14 protein-coding genes are annotated in these 14,719 nt (G+C 61.1%); 11 read left to right on the forward strand and 3 right to left on the reverse strand.

The genetic code is table 11. The features are described 5' to 3' along the window. On the reverse strand, window positions 1–951 hold a 951-nt coding region (locus VWY60_RS01785), incomplete at its 3' end, for a hypothetical protein (RefSeq protein ID WP_416592459.1). 403 nt (window positions 952–1,354) lie between these two features. Here VWY60_RS01785 and VWY60_RS01790 point away from each other — a divergent pair. Next, the gene (locus VWY60_RS01790; protein WP_260101392.1) at window positions 1,355–1,639 is read left to right on the forward strand and encodes a DUF6966 domain-containing protein; all 285 of its coding nucleotides are present in this window, start codon (window positions 1,355–1,357) and stop codon (window positions 1,637–1,639) included. A 375-nt stretch (window positions 1,640–2,014) separates the two neighbouring features. Here VWY60_RS01790 and VWY60_RS01795 read toward each other — a convergent pair whose 3' ends face one another. After that, a complete protein-coding gene (locus VWY60_RS01795) occupies window positions 2,015–3,361 on the reverse strand; it encodes an aminotransferase class III-fold pyridoxal phosphate-dependent enzyme (RefSeq protein WP_416540809.1) in 1,347 nt (448 codons plus the stop codon). After that, on the reverse strand, window positions 3,358–4,179 hold the full coding sequence (locus VWY60_RS01800) for an IclR family transcriptional regulator (RefSeq protein WP_416540810.1): 822 nt from the start codon (window positions 4,177–4,179) through the stop codon (window positions 3,358–3,360). The genes VWY60_RS01795 and VWY60_RS01800 overlap by 4 nt, the downstream gene beginning before the upstream one ends. A gap of 115 nt (window positions 4,180–4,294) precedes the next feature. On the opposite strand from VWY60_RS01800, the gene VWY60_RS01805 reads away from it, so the two are divergent. The 10 genes from VWY60_RS01805 to hpaH all read left to right on the forward strand — a co-directional run bounded on the left by VWY60_RS01805 (window position 4,295) and on the right by hpaH (window position 14,717). Beyond that, a complete protein-coding gene (locus VWY60_RS01805) occupies window positions 4,295–5,239 on the forward strand; it encodes a tripartite tricarboxylate transporter substrate binding protein (protein WP_416540811.1) in 945 nt (314 codons plus the stop codon). Window positions 5,240–5,303: 64 nt separating this feature from the next. Further along, entirely contained in the window at window positions 5,304–5,843 is a 540-nt protein-coding gene (locus tag VWY60_RS01810; RefSeq protein WP_416540812.1) for a tripartite tricarboxylate transporter TctB family protein, read from the forward strand. Window positions 5,844–5,855: 12 nt separating this feature from the next. After that, window positions 5,856–7,373, forward strand: a complete 1,518-nt coding sequence (locus VWY60_RS01815) for a tripartite tricarboxylate transporter permease (protein WP_416540813.1) — start codon at window positions 5,856–5,858, stop codon at window positions 7,371–7,373. A 4-nt stretch (window positions 7,374–7,377) separates the two neighbouring features. Continuing rightward, window positions 7,378–8,862 carry an aldehyde dehydrogenase gene (locus tag VWY60_RS01820; RefSeq protein WP_416540814.1) on the forward strand — a complete coding sequence of 495 codons (1,485 nt, stop codon included), beginning with the start codon at window positions 7,378–7,380 and terminating at the stop codon, window positions 8,860–8,862. An 11-nt stretch (window positions 8,863–8,873) separates the two neighbouring features. Further along, a complete protein-coding gene (locus VWY60_RS01825) occupies window positions 8,874–10,106 on the forward strand; it encodes a Tm-1-like ATP-binding domain-containing protein (protein WP_416540815.1) in 1,233 nt (410 codons plus the stop codon). 82 nt (window positions 10,107–10,188) lie between these two features. Next, window positions 10,189–10,578: a 5-carboxymethyl-2-hydroxymuconate isomerase gene (locus VWY60_RS01830; protein WP_340546371.1), complete on the forward strand. Its 390-nt coding sequence runs from the start codon at window positions 10,189–10,191 to the stop codon at window positions 10,576–10,578. Then, window positions 10,575–12,086 (forward strand): 5-carboxymethyl-2-hydroxymuconate semialdehyde dehydrogenase, encoded by a 1,512-nt coding sequence (gene hpaE / locus VWY60_RS01835; protein ID WP_416540816.1) that lies wholly within the window; start codon window positions 10,575–10,577, stop codon window positions 12,084–12,086. The genes VWY60_RS01830 and hpaE overlap by 4 nt, the downstream gene beginning before the upstream one ends. Further along, window positions 12,086–13,069 carry a 3,4-dihydroxyphenylacetate 2,3-dioxygenase gene (gene hpaD / locus VWY60_RS01840; RefSeq protein ID WP_416540817.1) on the forward strand — a complete coding sequence of 328 codons (984 nt, stop codon included), beginning with the start codon at window positions 12,086–12,088 and terminating at the stop codon, window positions 13,067–13,069. Before hpaE ends, hpaD begins: the two co-directional genes overlap by 1 nt. Beyond that, on the forward strand, window positions 13,066–13,920 hold the full coding sequence (locus VWY60_RS01845; protein WP_416540818.1) for a fumarylacetoacetate hydrolase family protein: 855 nt from the start codon (window positions 13,066–13,068) through the stop codon (window positions 13,918–13,920). The genes hpaD and VWY60_RS01845 overlap by 4 nt, the downstream gene beginning before the upstream one ends. Further along, the gene (hpaH, locus tag VWY60_RS01850) at window positions 13,917–14,717 is read left to right on the forward strand and encodes a 2-oxo-hept-4-ene-1,7-dioate hydratase (protein WP_416540819.1); all 801 of its coding nucleotides are present in this window, start codon (window positions 13,917–13,919) and stop codon (window positions 14,715–14,717) included. The genes VWY60_RS01845 and hpaH overlap by 4 nt, the downstream gene beginning before the upstream one ends. Window positions 14,718–14,719 lie beyond the last annotated feature (2 nt).

Here is a 14,719-nt window from a genome sequence, read left to right on the forward strand (position 1 = left end):
AAAGACCTGCACATGGGTCACGCCATCGGTTGTCTGCCAGCTCACCGCCAGGGCGCCACTGTCGAGCCGGATGATCTCGCGGCTGCCTTCTGTGGGCGCAACGTGATCCTCTGCCTCCAGCTCAAAGATCTGCTCATCCCCTGAAACAGTGCCGTCCGAAAGATAATGCTGCAGGCGTAGTGTTCCGGTGTCGTTGTCCAGCCAAGTCACCATAAAACCTTGCTCTGTCACCAGCATCTGGGAATACGTCTGGGCCCCGGCGACGGTTGTGTTCACATGGAACTCGGTGCCGATGGGTTCCCCCGACGGGGAGAAGATCTGCGCATAGATGCCAGTGTCGCTACCCCAAACACCTTTAGACCCGGTCCAGCTGACCACGAAGTTGCCCCCCGCAAGGGCAACAACCTCGGCGCTGTGGTTCGTACTGTAACCCGGTGCCGCAAAGAAGCGGGTGGCGGTTTCTGCGCTGCCGTCGGCGCTTTGGATCCCAACCCAGACGCCGCGCACGCTGCTATCGCTGGTATATTCTGACCAGACCGTGACGATGGAGCCCGCGCCGTCATCCAGGATCGCAACTTCCGGTCCAATCGAGAAGCTGCCGACCCGCGCGTCCGGAGGCTGTAAGGCAAATTCTTCGCCGATGGGCGCACCCGTGTTGTCGACATACTGTGCATAGGTCCAGCCATAGCCGTTTGAATGCGAACCGTTGACCCAGTAAATCAGAGCTCGGTCTTCGGAGACCTGAAGTGTCTCGACTCTGTACTGATTGCCTGTCGTGGTGCTGTTGACCAGCTGCAGCGGACCGTCCTCATTCCCGAGAGCGTCATACCGCTGGGTCCAGATGCCCTGACCGCTCCCGTCCGGCAGCACAATCGTAACCAAGCGGCTGCCATCCGCAAACACAACAACAGACGGATCCGAAGCTTCGAGTGTGCTAATAAGCAAATTCATTGTTAGTCCTCAAAATACCTTAGTTTTTCTCGGGCACATTGGTGCTTTAAATGGTTAAAAATTCATAAACTGGCAACGGCCATCAGCCGATCCCTTCAAAGGCTGGTGTCGGTAGGTCGATCAATGTCTACAGTCAATAACGTCCGCACCCCGTGAAGCAGCTTAGCCCTGCAGAGGGTCCGCTTCCGGGAAAGAGTCCCAGAAGTTTCGCACGCGCAGCATCGTTGCCCCAGGGTCTTCGGTCTATGGCCGCTTCGGGCTGCCTTGCGTTGTCTGGGAGAAGCATCTTGGTGAAGTTTCGCTGCAACCCTGCCGCCGCATTGCCGCAAGTCGGTAGTGAGCCCAAACTCTCTTCTGCTTGAAAGCCTTGCACGCCTGATTTCTTCGTGTGACATAGAAAGGTATGGGCCCAAAACCGCTTCATCCGGACGTACTTGAATTTATTTCCAGCCTGCGAAAGCTGGAAGCCATTCTTGCAGAGCACGATCAGGAGTTTTGGGCAGAGAAACTGTCACGAGTGCGCCAAGTCGCAGAAAAATCTGATGGTTACAGCGTACAATTATTTGAAGGATTATTTGGTGGCATGGGAAGCTTAAGCGACTTGATCCTTGATGCTCCGGCTTCCGCCAACATCGAGCTTGCGGAAGAACGAACACGTGCATACGAGCTGGCGCAAGCATTGAAATAAACATCCCGGAACGACTGCTTCGACCGCCCAGCGGACGACGGCCGGTATTTGAGGGCTGCAGACGCGGCGAACGGCGGCTTCTACTAGTGCTCGTGCAGCGTCTGGCCGCTGCTAAACCACGACTTTGCAAAGGTCACTATCTGCGCAAAGGTGCCGTTAGCTGTGTGCTATCATGGGTTTAGATGATTGCGGAGAGGGTAGGTAGGATACGGCGGTTGCCCGCTCCCGCAACCAAAATTACAACACGGATATTAGATGCATGCAGCTGCCTTTAGGGGCAGCTTGTTTGTTTGTGGCGGGGGCCTTGGAAGCGGGGCTTTCTGCGGGTCGGACCGGTAACCTGAGTGAAATCCGCTCCACTGAACGCGTTCAGTGTTATGCTATGCAAAGACCTACCTGAAGGGCGTCTAGCAAACCACGCACATCGGCCTCACTCAGGATCAGCGGCGGCGAAAGAATGACATTTGCGCCCGAAACCCGAACCAGGGCACCGGCCTCATAGCAGGCCTCCTGGACGGCCAAGGCCCTGCGCCCGTCAAGTGGCGCTCGTGTCTGGCGATCACTCACCAGTTCAATGGCCGTCATCAACCCATGCCCGCCACGCACATCTCCGACAATCTCGTAACGCTCCTTCAGCGCCAGACAGCCCTCGTAGAGCTGGGTGCCGCGGGCAGCAGCGGTCTCCGTCACCTTCAGCCGCTGCATTTCCGCCAGGCAGGCCAGCGCTGCGGCGGCGCCGACCGGATGGCCGGAATAGGTGTAGCCGTGGCCGATCTTGGCGTCCGGGTTATCCTCGAACACCTCGATCATCCGATCCCCCAGCATAACCGCGCCAAAGGGGAAGAACCCGTTGGTGATGGCCTTCGCGGTGCACATCATGTCGGGCTGAATGCCCCAGAGCCGGGCGCCGGACCAGGCGCCGGTGCGGCCATAGGCGGTGATCACCTCATCGGTGATCAGCAGGATACCATGGCGATTGCAGATCTCCTGAACCATCGGGGCAAATGACTTATGGGGCGGGATGACGCCTCCGGCGCCCAGAATGGGCTCCATGATCATCGCAGCGATCGTATTGGCCCCCTGAAACGCGATTTCATCTTCCAAAGCCGCGACGCAGAGCTGGGCAAGACGCTCGGGGTCGCTCTCATTGAATGGGTTGCGATATGTATAGGGCGCGGGAATATGAAAACAGCCCGGCAGCAATGGTTCATAGGCCGTACGGAAATTGGCGTTTCCGTTGACCGAGGCCCCGCCGATATGGGTGCCGTGATAGCCTTTCTTGAGGCTGAGGAACTTGGTGCGGCCCGCATCGCCGCGCAGTTTGTGATATTGCCGTGCCAGCCGCAGCGCGGTCTCGACGGAATCGGAACCGCCGGAGGTGAAAAAGGCCCGGCTCAGCCCGTCAGGGGCAAAGAACCGGCTCAGCTCATAGGACAGCTCGATCACCGCATCGTTGGAGGTGCCGCGAAAGGTCGAATAATAGGGCAGTTTATCCAGCTGCGCGGCCATGGCGTCCTTTACCGGCTGGCAGGAATAGCCCAGGTTCACATTCCACAGACCGCCCACCCCATCAATGACCCGATGACCGTCGATATCCGTGATCGACACGCCTTCGGCCTCGGTGATGATCTTCGGGGGCTGGTTGATGCTGTCCTGCGGCGAGGTCATCGGATGCCACATCAGCCGACCGTTCTGTTCCTTGAGAAAGTTAGAATCTTTCATGATGCGATATCCGATACATGTATGTGTGACGGGGACGGCTCTAGCGCGGTTGCCCAGGCAGCCTGCACCGCTGCGGGAACCGCGCCGCCCCAATTGCGGGTGATCTCGCGGCTGGCGGATGTGAGTTCTGTCTTGATCAGCCGCTGCTGTTCCGGTGTGACCCGTGCGGCCACGCTGGCCACCGATACCGCTCCGACAAACAGCCCGGTCTGATCGTAGAGGGGCGCCGACAGGCTATGGATCTCCGCTTCGAAACTCCGGTCTGAGCAGGCAAATCCGCTGGTGCGTGCCGCCGCGACCAATTCGTGCAGCGCCTCAGCTGTTGTTGCGGTATGGGGCGTGAACCGATCCAGCCGGGCGAGGGCAGAGGTCATCAGGGCCTCCGGGCCAAAGGCCAGCGCACATAGCCCCGACGCCGTCGCATGAAGCGGAAAGGTCGTGATGTCGATAATCGCCCGCGTGCCGTGCCGGGGGGATTCGCAGGACGCCAGCGCGTAGAGCGTCGTTCCTGAGAGCACTGACACATGCGCGGTCTCGCCGGTGACCTCGGCCAGCTGCGACAGCGCCAGCTGAGCGCCCATCTCACGGGGGACGGTGGCCTCCCGCACCTGCGCCAGCTGCAGGATAGCAGGCCCCAGGCGATAGTGTTTCGTCACTGGATTCTGTTCGACAAATCCAGCGGTTTCAAGGGCCTGGAGGTGGCGGTAGGTGGTCGCCTTGTCCCGTCCCGCGATCCGGCACAGTTGCGACAGCCCGATCTCAGGCCGGTCGGTAGAGAAGTGCGACAAGAGCGCCAGCGTTTTGGTTGCAGAGGACATGCCTTCGGTCACCCTTCAAGCGAATTCAGAAAAAATTTGACACATGATGTTTAGCAAGGCAACCTTTTTTACGTAACGTCGGTTCGATATATGAACCGATGACAGGGAGGGAAACATGTCAAAGTTCAAGATTTCTGCCACTGCGCTTACCTTGGCCATGATGGCTGCTGCCGGTGCGGCATATGCCGAATACCCGGAGAAACCCGTTGAATTTGTGGTGCCATGGCCGCCCGGCGACCTGGAGGACGTCCTGACCCGTATGATCGCGGAGGATTTCTCGGCCGCCTATGATGTGCCCACTGCGGTTGTGAACAAACCCGGTGGCGGCGGCGGCCCGTTTCCCGGTGCGGTCGAGGTCGCCACTGCGCCTGCTGACGGCTATACGGTCGGATCCTTCATCATCGCCATTCCCGTGGTCGGCCCGCAGATCGGCATCCCGGAGCTGAGCCCGGATCCATTTGTACCGCTGGGCAATTTCCTGACCTACCCTTTCGTAATCGCTGCCGGGGCGAATGCGCCCTATGATGATATGGCCGGGCTGGCCGCCCATGCGGCGGAAAACGATGTGGTGCTTGGCCATTTTGGCGCTCCTCTGGTGCCGACGCAGGTCACATTGGGTCTGGCCAAGGAGATGGGGTTCTCCTACGCCTCCGACGCTGCCTTTGACGCCCTGGACTGCAACACGCTGGCCTCCGGGGATGTGGATGTGATCAACACCACGCTTCAGCTGATCCTGCCATGCCTAGACAGTGTAAAGGTGCTTGCCTCCATCGGCGCCGAGCGGATCCCGCTGACACCGGATGCGCCCACCGTCGCAGAGCTGGCGCCGGATCTGAATGTCTCGCTGTGGAACGGGCTCTTTGTGCACAAGGACACGCCACAGGATGTGCGCGATAAGATCATCGCTGTCGCGGAGCAGACGGTGATGTCGGAGCGCGCCCAGGCGCTGGCCGCAGAAACCGGTGCGGCGGTCTATTGGCAGCCCGCCACTGAGGTGGCCGCTCAGATCAAGGCCGATATCGAGACCATGGCCCGGATCGACGGTATGTTGAGCAACTAACGGATCTCGCAGGCTCGGCGGCGTCGATCGCCGGGACTGCGCAGCTCTAGCAAGGGGGCGACCAATGTCGCGGGTCAAAACGCTTCAAGCCTTGTTCAAACGCTACCGAAGACCGGGGGATATCGTCTTTGCCTGGATTGTGCTGGTCGGTGCTCTCCTGCTCCTGTCGCAAATCTTCGAGCAGACCGTCTGGCGTAAAGGCAGCGCGCTTTTTGCTCAACCTCGGTTCTGGCCAGCGGTGTCTCTTGGTGGCATGGCGGCTTTTGCCGCATTTCACCTGCTTGGCTCGGCGCTGTCCGAACGGATCGAAGGACGCTGGCAGGAGGTCCTGCTCTGGATCGCCTCGCTGGAATATGCAGGGTGGTTCATCGCCTACGCAGCCGCGGTTCCCTATGCGGGCTACCTGCCGGCCACGGTGATATGCGCGGTCGCTCTGGCGCTGAGGGTGGGCTACCGGCGCCCCGCAACACTGGCGGTCGCGGCGCTTTCGGCGCTGCTGATCGTGGTGCTGTTCAAGACCTTGCTGAAGGTGAATCTGCCCGCAGGCCTCGCCTATGAATCCTTGCCCGACGGGCTACGCCAAATCATGCTGACCTATTTCTGATCGGGGCAACAAATGGAAAATCTCCTCGCCGGGGCCGAGATGCTGGCCCGCTGGGATGTGATCGTCGCGCTGTTGATCGGGTCAATCGGCGGCGTGATCATCGGGGCCATTCCGGGCGTCGGACCCGCAGTGGCGATCGCCATCCTGCTGCCGGCGACCTTTGCCTTCGAGCCTATCGTGGGATTGACGATGCTATTGGGGATCTACGGATCCTCGATGTATGGCGGGGCCATCCCTGCGGTCCTGATCAATACGCCGGGCACGGCGGTGAATGCGCTCACATCATATGACGGCTATCCGATGACGAAACAGGGGCAGGCCCATCGGGCGCTGTCGCTGGCCTATAGCGCGTCGTTCTGGGGTGGGATATTCGGCATCCTCTGCCTGATCCTGCTGTCACCGGTCCTGGCTCTCGTGGCTCCGATGTTCGGCTCCAGAGAGATCTTTCTTGCTGCACTTCTGGGGATCATCCTGGTCATCCTTGCCCACCGGGGCCAGATCTTTGCCGCCGGCGTTCTGGCGATGTTCGGCATCTTTCTACAGACCGTCGGCCTCGATGCGGTGACCTACACCCAGCGCTATACCTTCGGCTTCACCTTTCTCAGCTCCGGCGTGAACCTGATTGTTGTCGTGCTCGGCCTCTTTGCGCTGAGCCAGGCGTTTTTCCTGCTGACCGCCCCCGACAGCCAGCCGGATGCAAAGCCGGTATCAGGGCGGATGGGGGCCGGCATCAGGGAGCTGATGCAGCACAAGCGGGTAGCAACCGTCGCCTCCGCCTGTGGCGTGATCCTGGGCATGATCCCCGGCACCGGCGAGTTCACCGCCCAATTCATGAGCTACACCTACGCCCAGAAAACCTCCAAGACGCCGGAGCTGTTTGGCAAGGGATCCCCCGAAGGTCTGATCGCCTCGGAGGCTGCCAATAACGCGGTTCCGGCCGCGGCGATGATCCCGCTTCTCGCGCTCGGTATCCCGGGAGAGGCGCTGACGGCCATGATGCTGTCGGTGTTCTATGTTCATAACGTCATCCCCGGCCCACAGCTGTTTCAGAACAATATCGACCTGGTCTATGGTCTCTATCTGGCGCTGATCCTGCTCAATGTGATCGTGCTCGCCTTCCTAATGGTCTCCACCAATCTGCTGACCCGGATCATTCGCATCCCAACCCGGTTCCTGGGGGTGATGATCCTTTTGCTGTCCTTTGTCGGCGTCTATTCGCTGCGAAATTCCCTGACGGACTGCATGATTTCGGCAGGGTTCGGGGTGCTTGGCCTGATCCTGAAACGTCTGAACCTGCCGATTGTCCCGATCATCCTGGGCATGGTTCTGGGCGGCATCATGGAGGTGAAGCTGCGTTCGGCCCTGCCGCGCCTCAAGACGCCGCTGGATATGATCGACCGCCCGATTTCCTTTCTCCTCTTCATTCTGATCCTGATCGTTCTGGCCCTGCACCTGCGCGCGCTGATGCGTGAATGGCAGGCGCATCAGCCCGACGAAGACCACGATCTGCACGACAGCCAAACAAGGTAGCCCCATGGACCAAAGCAAGATCGACGCCCTTCGGCCACAACCGGTGCAGCCGGTTTCACATCTCATCGACGGTCGGCAGGTTGCGGCCTCTGATGGGGCGACGCTGGATGTGCTGTCGCCGATCGACGGGTGTGTGCTGACCCGGATCGCGCGGGGAACTGCGGCGGATATGGAGGCGGCCATCGCCTCCGCCCGCGCCGCCTTCGAGGATCGCCGCTGGGCCGGGCAGCCGCCCGCCGCCCGCAAGAAGGTTCTGATGAAATGGGCCGAGCTGATCGAGGCGCACGCGCTCGAACTCGCCGTTCTGGGCGTGCGCGACAATGGCACCGAAATCAATATGGCGCTCAAGGCCGAACCGGGGTCAGCCGCAGCCACGATCCGCTACTACGCCGAGGCACTGGACAAGCTCTATGGCGAAATCGCGCCCACGGCGGGTGATGTGCTGGGCCTGATCCACAAGGATCCCGTCGGTGTGGTCGGCGCGATAATTCCGTGGAATTTTCCGCTGATGATTGGGGCTTGGAAACTGGGCCCGGCGCTTGCGATGGGAAATTCCGTGGTGCTGAAACCCGCTGAAACCGCCTCTCTCTCGCTGATGCGGGTGGCGGAACTGGCGCTTGAGGCGGGCCTGCCACCCGGCGTCCTGAACGTGATCACCGGCGAAGGCGCGGTGGTCGGCGAAACCCTCGGCCTTTCGATGGACGTCGACGTTCTGGTGTTCACCGGATCGGGGCAGACCGGGCGTCGGTTGCTGGATTATTCCGCCCGTTCAAACATGAAACGTGTCTATCTGGAGCTGGGCGGCAAATCTCCCAATATCGTCTTCGCCGATGCGCCGGATCTGGCAGAGGCCGCGAAGGTGACCGCCGCAGGTATCTTCCGCAACTCGGGTCAGGTCTGCGTCGCAGGCTCCCGCCTGCTGGTCGAGGCCTCGATCCACGACAGATTTGTGCAGGAGGTCGTGCGGGCAGCGGAGGCGATGCAGGTCGGCGACCCGCTTCGGCTGGAGACCCAGATCGGGGCGATCAATTCCGAAGCACAGCTGAAGCAGAACCTGACCTTTGTCGCCACCGCCCAGCAGGAAGGCGGGCAGATCGTCACCGGCGGGCAGCGTATCTTGTCGGAAACCGGCGGCTATTACATGGCGCCGACCATCGTCACTGATGTCACGCCAGCGGCGACATTGGCACAGCAGGAGGTGTTTGGCCCAGTGCTTGCCGTGACCCCCTTCAAGACCGAGGACGACGCCGTGCGGATCGCCAATTCCACGGTTTACGGTCTCGCCGGTGCGGTGTGGACATCCGGGCTCAGCCGCGCCCATCGCATGGTGCAGCGTGTCCGAACCGGGGTGATGCATGTCAACACCTATGGCGGCGCGGATGGCACCGTCCCGCTTGGCGGGGTCGGGCAGTCCGGGAACGGGTCTGACAAATCGCTTCATGCCATCGAAAAATACATCAACCTGAAAACCGCATGGATCAAACTATGAAAGGTGGGGCAATGACCGAGAAAACCATTCTGGTGGTTGGCACCTACGACACCAAGGACGATGAGCTTGGTTTTCTGGCGAGCGTGATCGGCGATCAGGGGGGCAGGGTCCTGACCATGGATGTCTCGGTTCTGGGCGACCCATCGACGCCGACCGACTATTCCAAACACGACGTCGCCGAGGCCGGTGGCAGCTCGATCCGGGCGGCCATCGACAGCGGGGATGAAAACACCGCCATGCAGATCATGGCGCATGGTGCCAGCTTGCTGACGGCGCGGCTGCACCGGATGGCGGCTTTTGACGGGGTGATCGTCCTTGGCGGCACGATGGGCACCGATCTGGCGCTTGATGTCTGTTCGGCCTTGCCGCTTGGGGTGCCGAAATACATTGTCTCAACCGTTTCCTTCTCGCCGCTGATCCCGGCCGAAAGACTGGCGGCCGACACCCAGATGATCCTCTGGGCCGGTGGGCTTTACGGGCTGAATTCCGTCTGCAAGGCCTCGCTCAGCCAGGCCGCAGGCGCCGTTCTGGGCGCCGCGAGGGCAGCGCAGATTCCGGACCCGGATAAACCGCTGATCGGTATCATGTCCCTTGGCACATCGGCGCTGAAATACGTCATTCCGCTGAAACCGGCGCTTGAGGCACGTGGGTTTGAGGTTGCGGTCTTTCACGCCACCGGAATGGGAGGGCGCGCCTTTGAAAGCCTCGCAGAGCAGGGCGCCTTTGCCTGCGTGTTTGACTTCTGCACCCAGGAGCTTGGCAACCATATCCACGGATCGTCGATTTCCGCCGGTGCGGATCGCCTTACCAATGCCGGCGCCAGGGGGACGCCGCAGATTGTCGCCCCCGGCTGCTATGATCTGGTTGATGTGGTCGGCTGGCAGCCAATCGCCGAGAAATGGTCGGACCATCCGAAACACGCGCACAACCGGCTGCTGACCTCGATTGTCCTCAACACCGAGGAACGGCGCCAGGTCGCCCGCGCCCATTCGAAACAGCTGGCTGACGCCGGCGGTCCTGTGGCGATGATCCTGCCGGAGCGTGGACTCGGCGAATGGGACCGCGAAGGCGCCGACCTGCACGACAGCGCGGGGCTGGCGGCGTTTCTGGCGGAGCTTGAGGCGACATTGCCCGCGCATGTCTCCGTGCACCGCCTCGACAGCCATATCAACGACCGTGCCTTCGCCGATAAGGCGCTGGAGATTTTCGACCGCTGGTGCGCCGACGGCATTGTTTCGCCGTAACGCCTGCCGCCCGGATCCTGCGCTTGACTCACCGTGTGCTTTTTACTTAACTTGATAAGCAATAAATCGCCAAGGTGCCCCGATGCCCCATTTCCAGATCGAATACTCCGCCAATCTAGAGGACGTGCTGGACATCTCTGCACTGTGCGAGGCGATCCGCGCAGAGGCGGCCGCGATCGACACCTTTCCCATTGCAGGGATCCGGGTGCGGGCGCTGCGCGTCGATCATGTGGCAATTGCCGATGGCAACCCGGACCATGGTTTCATCGACCTGTCCATCCGCCTGCGGGAGGGGCGCAGCGACACCGTAAAGCAAGACGCAACCGCCCGTATCTTTGCCGTGCTGCGCACCTTCGTGGCCCCGGCGATGGATCGCCATTCCATCGCCCTGTCAGCAGAGATGCGCGACATCAACGCAGCGCTTTCACCGAAATTCGGAAATATCCGTGATCATCTGGAGGACCCGGCATGAGCCAGCTCGACAGCCATATCCGCAAATTGGACAGCTATCTGGAGCGGTTCCGTGCCACCGGGATCCAGAACCGGATTGCCGGCGCCGATGTGGCCGGCGGAGCAGGGGTGTTTCAGACCATCTCGCCGGTGGACAAAAGCGTGATCTGCGATGTTGCCCAGGGCTCAGCCGCAGATATCGACGCCGCCGCCCGCGCCGCGCAGAAGGCCTTTGCAGATTGGCGCGACCTGTCGGCCTCTGAACGCAGGAAGATCCTCATTCGGATCGCCGAAGGCATCGAAGCCCGCGCCGAAGAAATCGCGCTCTGTGAATGCTGGGATACTGGCCAGGCCTATAAATTCATGTCCAAAGCGGCGCTGCGCGGAGCCGAGAATTTCCGGTATTTTGCCGATCAGGTTGTGCAGGCACGCGATGGCCAGCATCTCAAATCCCCAACCCTGATGAATGTGACCACCCGTGTGCCCATCGGCCCGGTTGGGGTGATCACGCCGTGGAACACACCCTTCATGCTCTCGACCTGGAAAATTGCGCCGGCGCTGGCTGCGGGATGCACCGTCGTTCACAAACCCGCCGAAGCCTCACCGCTGACCGCGCGGCTGCTGGTCGAGATCGCCGAGGAGGCCGGACTGCCACCGGGTGTGCTGAACACAGTCAACGGGTTCGGCGATGAGGCGGGCAAGGCACTGTGCGAACACCCGGCGATCCGGGCCATCGCTTTTGTCGGGGAATCGCGCACCGGCAGCCTGATCGTCAAACAGGGCGCCGACACGCTGAAACGCAACCATCTTGAGCTGGGCGGCAAGAACCCCGTCATCGTGTTTGAGGATGCCGATCTTGAGCGCGCGCTCGATGCGGTGATCTTCATGATTTATTCGATCAATGGCGAACGCTGCACCTCCTCCTCCCGGCTTCTGGTCCAGGACAGCATCCGCGCAGACTTCGAAACCCGGCTGATCGAGCGCATCAACAATATCAGGGTTGGCCACCCCCTGGATCCCGCGACCGAGATCGGCCCGCTTGTCAGCGAGGAGCATTTCAACAAGGTCACCAGCTATTTCGGCATTGCCAAAGACGACGGCGCGACGATTGCCGCCGGCGGCGAGGTGCTGGGCAACGAGGGGTATTTCGTCCGCCCGACGCTGTTCACCGGTGCCCGCAACGATATGCGGATCGCGCAGGAGGAGATCTTTGGCCCGGTGCTGACCTCAATCCCCTTTGCGACCGAGGAGGAGGCGCTGGCGCTGGCCAATGACACCGCCTATGGGCTCACCGGATATCTCTGGACCAACGATCTGACGCGGGCGCTGCGCTTCACCGACAAGCTGGAAGCGGGCATGATCTGGGTGAACTCGGAGAATGTGCGCCATCTGCCTACGCCCTTTGGTGGCGTCAAGGCCTCCGGCATCGGTCGCGACGGCGGCGACTGGTCGTTTGAGTTCTACATGGAGCAAAAACACATCGGCTTTGCCACCGGCTCCCATAAGATCACCAAGCTAGGAGCGCTCTGATGCCTGTTCCCGCCCCAAATCTCTATCCCGATTTCAACACGATCCGGCTCAGCCACGTTTGCCTGAACGTCAAGGATCTGGCCGCCTCCAAGCGTTTCTACACCGAGATCCTCGGTCTTCAGGTCAGCGACGAGGACACACAGCGCGTCTACCTGCGCGCGATGGAGGAGCGCGGTCACCACTGCGTGATCCTGCAACAATCAGATCAGCCGGGCACGGTTGAGGTGATGGGGTTCAAGACCTTTGACGAGGAGGATCTGGACCGCGCCGACGCCTATTTCCGCAAGAAGGGACGGCCAACAGAATGGGTGCAGCGCCCGTATCAGGGACGTACGCTGCTGACCTCGGACAATATGGGGATCCCGCTGGAGTTCTACCACAAGATGGACCGGCTGGCGCCGATCCACCAGCAATACGCGCTCTATCGCGGTGTGAAACCTCTGCGGATCGACCACTTCAACTGCTTCAGCCATGACGTCGATGCCTCGGTCGCCTTCTATAGCGATTTCGGCTTTCGGGTGACGGAATATACCGAAGACGAAGACAGCAAGAAACTCTGGGCGGCCTGGTTGCATCGCAAAGGCGGCGTGCATGACATGGCCTTCACCAATGGCACCGGCCCGCGTATGCACCATGTGGCCTTCTGGGTGCCGAACCCGCTCAATATCATCGACCTGCTCGATCTGATGGCGACCACCGGCTATGTGACCAATATCGAACGCGGCCCCGGTCGACATGGCATTTCCAACGCCTTCTTCCTCTATATCCTCGATCCCGATGGCCACCGGATCGAAATCTACTGTTCCGATTATCAGACCGTCGATCCCGACCTTGAACCGATCAAATGGGATCTGAAGGATCCGCAGCGCCAGACGCTCTGGGGGGCGCCGGCCCCGGAAAGCTGGTTCAAACATGGCAGCCGTTTCACCGGGGTCACGCCAAAGGACTCTGATCTGCAAGCCAGCCCGATCATCGCGCCATGAAGTTTGCAAGTTACAGCGCAGCCGGGCAGGCTTTCTACGGGTCCGCAACTGATGACGGGATGATCGCGCTTAGCCCGGACTTCCCGCAATGGCCGACCCTGCTGGATGTGGTGCGCGCGGGCGGGCTGGATCAGCTGATGGTCGCGGCCGAGGGCAGATCCGTCACCCACACAGATGTGCAGTACGACATGGTGCTGCCCAATGCGCGGCGGATCCTCTGTGTCGGCGTCAACTTCCCGGATCGCAATGCCGAATACAAAGACGGCAGCGAGCAGCCGAAATACATGTCGCTGTTCCCCCGCTTTGCCAGTGGCTTCACTGGCCACAATCGCCCGCTCATCCGCCCCCCCGAAAGCCATATGCTCGATTATGAGGGCGAGGTGGCGATTGTCATCGGCAAAGGCGGGCGGCGCATCGCACCGGCCGACGCCTATGACCATATCGCCGCGCTCACCATCTGCAACGAAGGCACCATCCGCGACTGGGTGCGCCACGCGAAATTCAACGTCACCCAGGGCAAGAACTGGGACAACTCCGGTGCCATCGGCCCCTGGCTGGTGCCGTTCCAGGACCCGGCGCAGCTGGATGACGCGCGCATCATCACCCGTGTGAACGGAGAGGTCAGGCAGGACGATGTCCTGTCGCGCATGATGCACCCGATCCGGCGGGAGATCGAATATATCTCCACCTTCATGACGCTTGAGCCGGGCGATATTATCGTGACCGGAACCCCCACCGGGTCCGGCGCACGGCTGGATCCGCCGCAGTTCCTGAAACCCGGCGATGTGGTTGAGATCGAGGTTTCCGGCATCGGCACGCTGCGCAACACGATCGAGGACGAAGCCCCATGACACCGCAGGATCACGCGAGGGCCGCAGAGGATCTCCTGCGGGCGGAGGCAACGGGACAGCAGATCGGCCTGCTCAGCAGACGCTATCCGCAGATGGATATGGACGATGCCTATGCGATCCAGAAGGCGATCTGCGAAGCCAAGCTGGCGCAGGGGCACAACGTCGTCGGCTGGAAAATAGGCCTCACCTCCAAGGCGATGCAATACGCGCTGAACATCGACATACCCGACAGCGGTATCCTGTTTGACGACATGGTGTTTTCACATGGCACGACAGTTCCCGCCGGTCGTTTCATCCAGCCGCGGATCGAGGCGGAGATCGCCTTTGTCATGAAACACGCCCTCAGTGGCGGCGATATTACCCGGGCTGCGGTGCTTGCCGCCACCGACTATGTGGCACCCGCGCTGGAGATCCTCGACACGCGCATCGCGCGCAAGGACAGGGAAACCGGCCAAAGCCGCAACGTATTCGACACCATCAGCGACAATGCGGCCAACGCAGGTGTCGTACTGGGACCGCAGCGCCACGCGGTCGACGCCTTTGATCTGCGCTGGGTCGGGGCAATCACCTCGCGCAATGGCGAGGTTGAGGAAACGGGGCTTGGTGCAGGCGTGCTTAATGATCCGGTCGAAAGCGTGGTCTGGCTGGCCCGCCGCATGGCACAATATGGCCAGCGCATCGAACCCGGTCAGATCATCCTTTCCGGCAGCTTCATCCGCCCCGTCGAATGCCCCTCCGGCACTGCGATCAAGGCCGATTTCGGCCCCTTCGGCGCGGTGGAGATCACCTTCGCCTGAGA

It is taken from the genome of Phaeobacter sp. JH20_26 (assembly GCF_048056275.1).
Classification (GTDB): Bacteria; Pseudomonadota; Alphaproteobacteria; order Rhodobacterales; family Rhodobacteraceae; genus Phaeobacter; species Phaeobacter bryozoorum.

Coding starts and splice junctions, on each gene's coding strand:
- VWY60_RS01815 (WP_416540813.1), top strand. CDS start 5,856: ATGGAAAATCTCCTCGCCGGGGCCGAGATGCTGGCCCGCTGGGATGTG.
- VWY60_RS01795 (WP_416540809.1), bottom strand. CDS start 3,361: ATGAAAGATTCTAACTTTCTCAAGGAACAGAACGGTCGGCTGATGTGG.
- VWY60_RS01790 (WP_260101392.1), top strand. CDS start 1,355: ATGGGCCCAAAACCGCTTCATCCGGACGTACTTGAATTTATTTCCAGC.
- VWY60_RS01820 (WP_416540814.1), top strand. CDS start 7,378: ATGGACCAAAGCAAGATCGACGCCCTTCGGCCACAACCGGTGCAGCCG.
- VWY60_RS01830 (WP_340546371.1), top strand. CDS start 10,189: ATGCCCCATTTCCAGATCGAATACTCCGCCAATCTAGAGGACGTGCTG.
- VWY60_RS01800 (WP_416540810.1), bottom strand. CDS start 4,179: ATGTCCTCTGCAACCAAAACGCTGGCGCTCTTGTCGCACTTCTCTACC.
- hpaH (WP_416540819.1), top strand. CDS start 13,917: ATGACACCGCAGGATCACGCGAGGGCCGCAGAGGATCTCCTGCGGGCG.
- VWY60_RS01805 (WP_416540811.1), top strand. CDS start 4,295: ATGTCAAAGTTCAAGATTTCTGCCACTGCGCTTACCTTGGCCATGATG.
- hpaE (WP_416540816.1), top strand. CDS start 10,575: ATGAGCCAGCTCGACAGCCATATCCGCAAATTGGACAGCTATCTGGAG.
- hpaD (WP_416540817.1), top strand. CDS start 12,086: ATGCCTGTTCCCGCCCCAAATCTCTATCCCGATTTCAACACGATCCGG.
- VWY60_RS01810 (WP_416540812.1), top strand. CDS start 5,304: ATGTCGCGGGTCAAAACGCTTCAAGCCTTGTTCAAACGCTACCGAAGA.
- VWY60_RS01825 (WP_416540815.1), top strand. CDS start 8,874: ATGACCGAGAAAACCATTCTGGTGGTTGGCACCTACGACACCAAGGAC.
- VWY60_RS01845 (WP_416540818.1), top strand. CDS start 13,066: ATGAAGTTTGCAAGTTACAGCGCAGCCGGGCAGGCTTTCTACGGGTCC.